The following is a 6,414-nucleotide window of genomic DNA, read 5'->3' on the forward strand; positions in this document are numbered from 1 at the left end:
AGATTTGAAAAAATCTCGTTTATATTGGAGAGTTTAACCTACTCCGTTTAAGGAGCAACCCCTTCTTTGTGTGCAATTATGGCATGTATACTAGCAAAAAAACTAGTTTAATTTAAAAATGACAAAGAAAATCTTTCGAGAACATCATCTACTTGCTATTCTCTCTGAGTATGAAAACCAAATGCTTCCCTTAGATCGTTTCCTAAAGGAATATTTTCGTTTTCATAAAGCCATAGGTTCTAAAGATCGGAAGGTCTTATGTGAAAATATTTATTCTATGGTAAGGTGGAAAGGTCTGTTGGATTATTTATGTAATAAGCCTATTTCATGGGAAGCTAGATACCAAAAACTTATTCAAATAAAACCGGATCATTTTTTTGATAATACACAGATTCCCTTACATATACGCTTAAGTTTCCCCAAAGAACTCTTTTCTTTGATTGTAGAGAGTTTAGGCGAAGAAAAAGCTCGTTTTTTTTGTCGAGCTAGTAATTCTATAGCCCCTATAACGGTAAGAGTTAACCTGTTAAAAACTTCTCGAAAAAATCTATTAAAAACATGGGAAAAGGAATTCGCTGCAACTTGTGGCTCGTTTCACACAGCGATTATTTTACCCAAAAGAGTCAATTTTTTTACTCTTCCCGAATTCAAAATGGGTCATTTTGAGGTGCAAGATGAAGCAAGCCAGCGTCTTGCAGATCTAGTTGCGGTTGAACCAGGGCAGTTAGTGCTCGACTTTTGTGCAGGAAGCGGCGGAAAATCTTTAGCGATCGCTCCTAAAATGCAAGGAAAAGGACAGCTGTTTTTACATGATATTAGAAAGCACACCCTAATCGAAGCTAAAAAACGTTTAAAAAGAGCCGGCGTACAAAATGCTCAATTGTTGCTTCCTGATTCTTCTCAAAAAAAATCTCTATATGAAAAATTTGACTGGGTATTAGTTGATGCTCCTTGCAGTGGGACTGGTACAATGCGGAGAAATCCCGATATGAAATGGCGCTTCACTTCAAAGATGTTTCAGAAGACACTAGAAGAACAAAGACTGATCTTTAAGCAGGCTTTGCGTTTTGTCAAACCAGGAGGTCATATCGTATACATGACCTGTAGCGTATTACGATTAGAAAACCAAGAACAAACTCAATATTTTAAAAAAACTTTTTTATTAAACACTATTTCTTCTTCTTTTAGCACTTTGCCTTTGGACTCAAAGGATCCTGATGGATTCTATGGGCAAGTCTTTGTAAAATAAGCTAACTTTAGAATATACTTATAAAAACCAGACTCTTTATTAAGGATAAAAAATGATGAAATCACTGATCTACTTCCTTTTACCCCTTTTAGGATCGTTCTCTTCTACATGCTATACTGCAGAATTTTCGGAATATCCCATCATCTCTGAAGAAACGGGACAAATAACCATTCATAATCGGATTTTAACCAAATTTAACAACAAGACTTATTCTGTACTCGACGTAGTTAAAAAAATGGATATGATCTTTGATAGCCATTATCCCCAATTCGCACATTCTAAATTAGCTCGCTATCAATTTTATAATGCACAATGGAAAGATACTCTACAAAAAATGCTCGACCAAGAATTAATTTTATTAGATGCAGAACGAATAGGAGTTAAAGCAACTGATGCGGAAGTAAGAGAGGAATTACTACGCAAATACGGCCCAAATGTAATGATCTCTTTAGATCGCTTAAAATTAAGTTATGAAGAAGCACGTAAAATGGTCTCTGAGGATCTGATTGCAGAAAAAACGTTGTATTTCAAGGTATATTCTGAGGCATTGCATGTAAGACCTAATGACATCAAAGAAAAATATATAGCATACTGCGAAAAGAATCCTGCATCTCAAAAATGGCGCTATCAAGTGCTAACTATTCATTCTGAGAATGAAAATATCTCTCAGGCACTAGCACAGTTAGCTTTTGAGCTTCTAAAGGAGAAAAGAGATCTTCAAGATATTTCTAAAGATCTGCAATCAGAAAACCCCGACACTACTGTTTTATTTACCCCTGAAATCATAAGCGATGATCAATCGATTTCTCAAACTCATAAGATGGTAATAGAAACATTAAATCCTGGAGATTTTAGCGCCCCTATTTCTCAAGTGAATAAAGATCAATCTATTGTACATCGTATTTTCTATCTCAAAGAAAAAGATATGATAAATAAACCAGAGTTTCCTAAATTAGCGGAAAAAATTAAAGATGGGTTGATTCAGGAATCTATTGCTCTACATTTATTAAACTATATGAAAAAATTAAAAGTTCGTTACGGTTTTTCAGAGCAAGATCTGAATATAAATTCCGACTTTAAACCTTTTTCTTATCAATGAGCATTTATAAACCCTCTGTGCTTAAAGAGTTTTTGCGCTTCTTTCATATTCACGCTAAAAAAGCGCTCTCTCAAAATTTTCTCATTGACGGCAATATCGTACGCAAAATTATAGATGCAGCTCAAATACAAGCAGGTGATGTGGTCTTAGAAATTGGACCAGGACCTGGCGCTCTAACAGAAGCATTATTAACAAAAGGGGCTATTGTTACAGCTATTGAAAAAGATTCTGTATTTGCAGAGCAATTACATCGTTTGCAAGATTTAGGAAATTTAACAATAGAAAAAGAAGACTTTTTATTATTTGATTTAGAAAAATTTTTAGACTCTAAAAAAAATAAAATCAAAGTGGTTGCAAACCTTCCTTATCACATTACTACCCCTATTTTACTAACACTACTTCCCCATTATGATAAGATTGATGCTTTAACCTTTATGGTACAAAAAGAATACGCTGATCGAATGATTGCTTCCTCAAAAACTCCTCATTATAGTCATCTCTCTTTACTTGTAAGTTTTTTTTGTCAAGCAAAACTCCTTTTTACCATTAATCCAAGTTGTTTCTTCCCTAAACCAAAAGTCAGATCTGCTGTTGTGCATTGCAGGTTAAATCCACCTGCTCTAAAAGATGATATAGACGCATTTTTTTTTCTAACTCGTAGTGCTTTTCAACAGAAAAGAAAAATGTTACGCTCGTCTTTAAAACCCCTAGCTTCCAGTAAGTTCGTTGAACAGGTTCTTCAAACCATGCACCTTCCTATAACTGCAAGACCAGAAGAACTTAATTTACAAGAATTTATTTCTTTATTTACACAACTTAAGCGCGTCTGTTTACCCAAACAAAACTAAAAAATAATACCGCTATTCCTAATCCCAACATAAGTAAAGACATTGACCTCTTTAAGTTGGTGCTCCAACTTAGACATTTGTCTAAAATTTGATAATAAAAAGTAGAGTTTACTTTTTCCATTGCATATAAAGGATAGACATCTAAAACTTGACTGTTTTGATCATATAAAGACAGTGTTGCTAATCGCTGTCCTGGTTGAATAGGAAAAGCAATAGGCTTCCATTCCAATTCCGGTTTTATCAATGGTTCCTCTGAAGCGTAATAATGGATCACTACATCTTCGTGTAAAATGGCTTTAATCGGGCTTTTACTCTTCTTTTGTATGGTGCTAAATACATCAAAATTTTTAGAAAAGAGAGTCCTTTTGATTTTTGGTTCATTAAATCCTGCTTCAAAAAGAGCAATGGTATCTCTATATCTCTGTTCTAACTTATCGCAACCCATAAGCACTACTATCATTTTTCTATTTTGATCTGCTGCTGCTGCTACTATAGTATACCCTGAGCTTGCAGTGTATCCTGTCTTTACCCCTATTGCCTTAGGGTAATAAAACTTACCAGGCTTTAGTAAAGAGTTATGTTGGAGTAATTCTGCTTGTGGTTGTTTATTACTAGCTGGCTTTAAATAATTTATAGTTTTAACCACCTCACAAAAAAATAATTGCTCTAGAGCTTTTTTTGTCAATAAACACATATCATAAGCAGTTGTTTTATGATGAGTATGAGTTAATCCATGAGGAGTGGTTAAAGTTGTTTGCTTACATCCCAGAGATTTTACATATTCATTTAATTCTTCCATAAACTGCGGTATGTTTCCAGATACCCATTCAGCTAGTGCGTTTGCCGCATCATTCCCCGAAGAAAGCATCAGTCCATAGAATAGATCTTTAGCAGAAACCAGCTCTGCTGCTTTTAATCCCATAAGCGATCCACCAAATTCAAGACGATAGGGTGGATGAGCTCCTAATTTATCTCTTCTCGCTTGAGGAGAAACACTACTAACCGCTTCTTTTGAAATCTCAACCATTTGATCTAATCGATCGCCCCGTTTTTCTAAAGCGTATAAGGCTGTAATAACTTTGGTGATACTAGCCGGATATAAAGGCAAATCAGCATTTTTTTCGTAAAGAATAGCTCCTGTTTCTGCATTCATTAAAACAGCAGCTTTTGCGGAAATATCAACTTGCAGAGCAGTATTAGCTAATCGGCTGATTAATATAAAAAGAAATATAAATCGCATCATATAAAAATATTATTTCTCTCTTTTTACTTTAAACGATCTCTTAAATTTTAGCTTGATCTAATTGAAAGTCAATTAGTTTTACTAATATTTATAAAGCATTTTCTATTGCTAAATTCAAACAAGTCACAAAAAAATCTTCGCAATCTCTTTAAAAAAAGTAGCTAACTACGCAAGATGAGGATTTTATGACACCCTCATAAATAGAAGTTCTAACATGAGATAATACAACTAAATAAATATAAAATAAAAACTTGACACAAGGCTAGTTTTAAAGCTAAGCTAAGTTGACGGTAAGGAGAAGGTATGATTGACCCGCTATCGCTAGAAGAAGCCTATGAGGAATTTATTAAAAATTTGCCTAAGTGGCTCCCTGATGGAATTACTCATGTGGATCTCAAGCTATTAAATAGCCTTGGGTTGCTCAATCACAGTGATTTAGATTATACATATGAAGATGCAGAGCTTGATCAATATTTCCACATTATCGAGACCCCTGATAAAGTAACGTTATTTAACGAGCAATTTGCCATTTGGATTGTTCCACAAATTGTAAATGAAATACCCACTACAACAACATTTATAGCTCTTTTACCTCACAATAAACCACATTTAGAAATAGTATATACTACATCTGGGGTGTATAATACACCTAAATATATTTTAAAAATTCTACAACATTTCTTAACAGAAGTACAAGATACAGAAGCTGTTATCTCTTCAATTGGCAAAAAATCTTAAAAATAAGAGGTGCTAACCCACCTCTTATTTTAGCTATTTTTTGAATTTAAGCCTTTTATTTGTAGCTAATTCCAAATATTTGACTATTCCTTGTCAAAAAAGACCTATTTAAAAAATAGAGTTGATAAATTTTTTTTTAAAAAGAAAATCTACTTTTTAGCTTATTTTAACCTATAAGGATTTATGAATGTCATCTTTTCAGGAATCATCTTCATCAAATAAAGATCACTTTATTGAAAAAAACGGTATGCGTTATGCAGGGATGCGCCTGATTATAGATTTTTGGGAAGCAGATCATCTAAGATAACCTCGAAATTATGAAAAATGCCCTACATGAGTGTATTACTGCTTGTGAAGCGACTCTTTTACATCTACATCGGTTTGAACCAAGCGGCGGCATTAGCGGTATTGCTCTTTTAGCAGAATCCCATAAGAGTATTCATTCTTGGCCTGAAAAAAAATATGCAGCTATTGATCTATTAATAGATTTCTTGCATAACCCCTTATTTTAAAGCTTTCATTTATAGATTCCTATCTTAACAAAAGCATTTCCAGCTATATCGCTTAAACAATCATATCTCATGGATTAAAATACTTTAAAATTTTAGATTGCTTATTGGTTATGCAAGAGATCTAATGTGTGGTAATAGCCAACCATTCTTAAGCCTTCCTATTCTAAAGAAGATTTTTCAACCTAAATACATTTCACTGAACGAACAAATGCGGGGTATTCTCAATGACCAAATAATGGTTTCATGACACTTTGTATCCAACTTATTTTCAAAGTTTTAAAATTGAAACTATTTTATGGGAAGGAAAATCCTCTTATCAAGATGTCTTGATCTTTGAAAATAAGGAGTTTGGAAAAGTAATAGCTCTTGATAGATCAATACAATTTACTACTAAAGATGAATTTATTTACCATGAAATGATTACCCATGTGCCTTTATTTGCTCATGGAAATGTACAAGACGTTCTCATTATTGGGGGTGGAGATGGAGGAGTTGCGCGAGAAGTGCTTAAACACCCTAATATTTGCTCCGTAACACTTGTTGAAATCGATTCCTTTGTTATTGATCTAACAAAAAAATAGGATTTGCCTCTGATACAGAATAACGCAATCTTACGCTAGATATAGTAGTTCCGATTCAATCGCATAGAAAAATATAGGATTAACGACAAGTTTCAAGTCGTTGACTTAAATCCCATTAAGTTAGCCGTTTGAATTAGCACTACT

The 6,414-nt window shown here is 33.7% G+C and carries 6 protein-coding genes and 1 pseudogene; 6 read left to right on the forward strand and 1 reads right to left on the reverse strand.

The genetic code is table 11. From position 1 onward, the window contains the following. Positions 1-118 precede the first annotated feature (118 nt). From RHOW815_RS06245 to rsmA, 3 genes are read left to right on the forward strand one after another with little or no spacing between them, the layout of a single operon-like run. Positions 119-1,249 carry an RsmB/NOP family class I SAM-dependent RNA methyltransferase gene (locus RHOW815_RS06245; protein ID WP_215217468.1) on the forward strand — a complete coding sequence of 377 codons (1,131 nt, stop codon included), beginning with the start codon at positions 119-121 and terminating at the stop codon, positions 1,247-1,249. A gap of 52 nt (positions 1,250-1,301) precedes the next feature. After that, positions 1,302-2,348, forward strand: coding sequence for a hypothetical protein (locus RHOW815_RS06250; RefSeq protein WP_215217469.1), 1,047 nt, complete (start codon positions 1,302-1,304; stop codon positions 2,346-2,348). Next, positions 2,345-3,196 carry a 16S rRNA (adenine(1518)-N(6)/adenine(1519)-N(6))-dimethyltransferase RsmA gene (rsmA, locus tag RHOW815_RS06255; RefSeq protein ID WP_215217470.1) on the forward strand — a complete coding sequence of 284 codons (852 nt, stop codon included), beginning with the start codon at positions 2,345-2,347 and terminating at the stop codon, positions 3,194-3,196. Before RHOW815_RS06250 ends, rsmA begins: the two co-directional genes overlap by 4 nt. On the opposite strand, the gene RHOW815_RS06260 is transcribed toward rsmA, so the two are convergent. Continuing rightward, on the reverse strand, positions 3,165-4,439 hold the full coding sequence (locus RHOW815_RS06260) for a D-alanyl-D-alanine carboxypeptidase family protein (RefSeq protein ID WP_215217471.1): 1,275 nt from the start codon (positions 4,437-4,439) through the stop codon (positions 3,165-3,167). The genes rsmA and RHOW815_RS06260 overlap by 32 nt on opposite strands. A gap of 303 nt (positions 4,440-4,742) precedes the next feature. Between RHOW815_RS06260 and RHOW815_RS06265 the strand changes: the two genes are divergently transcribed. From RHOW815_RS06265 to RHOW815_RS08925, 3 genes and pseudogenes are all read left to right on the forward strand, one after another. Then, entirely contained in the window at positions 4,743-5,177 is a 435-nt protein-coding gene (locus tag RHOW815_RS06265) for a hypothetical protein (RefSeq protein ID WP_215217472.1), read from the forward strand. 317 nt (positions 5,178-5,494) lie between these two features. Beyond that, a complete protein-coding gene (locus tag RHOW815_RS06270; RefSeq protein ID WP_215217473.1) occupies positions 5,495-5,689 on the forward strand; it encodes an S-adenosylmethionine decarboxylase family protein in 195 nt (64 codons plus the stop codon). Between the two features lie 248 nt (positions 5,690-5,937). Next, positions 5,938-6,270: pseudogene (locus RHOW815_RS08925) on the forward strand (spermine/spermidine synthase domain-containing protein); the annotation flags it as partial. Positions 6,271-6,414: the final 144 nt, after the last annotated feature.

Source organism: Candidatus Rhabdochlamydia sp. W815 (genome assembly GCF_018642185.1).
GTDB classification, from domain to species: domain Bacteria; phylum Chlamydiota; class Chlamydiia; order Chlamydiales; family Rhabdochlamydiaceae; genus Rhabdochlamydia; species Rhabdochlamydia oedothoracis.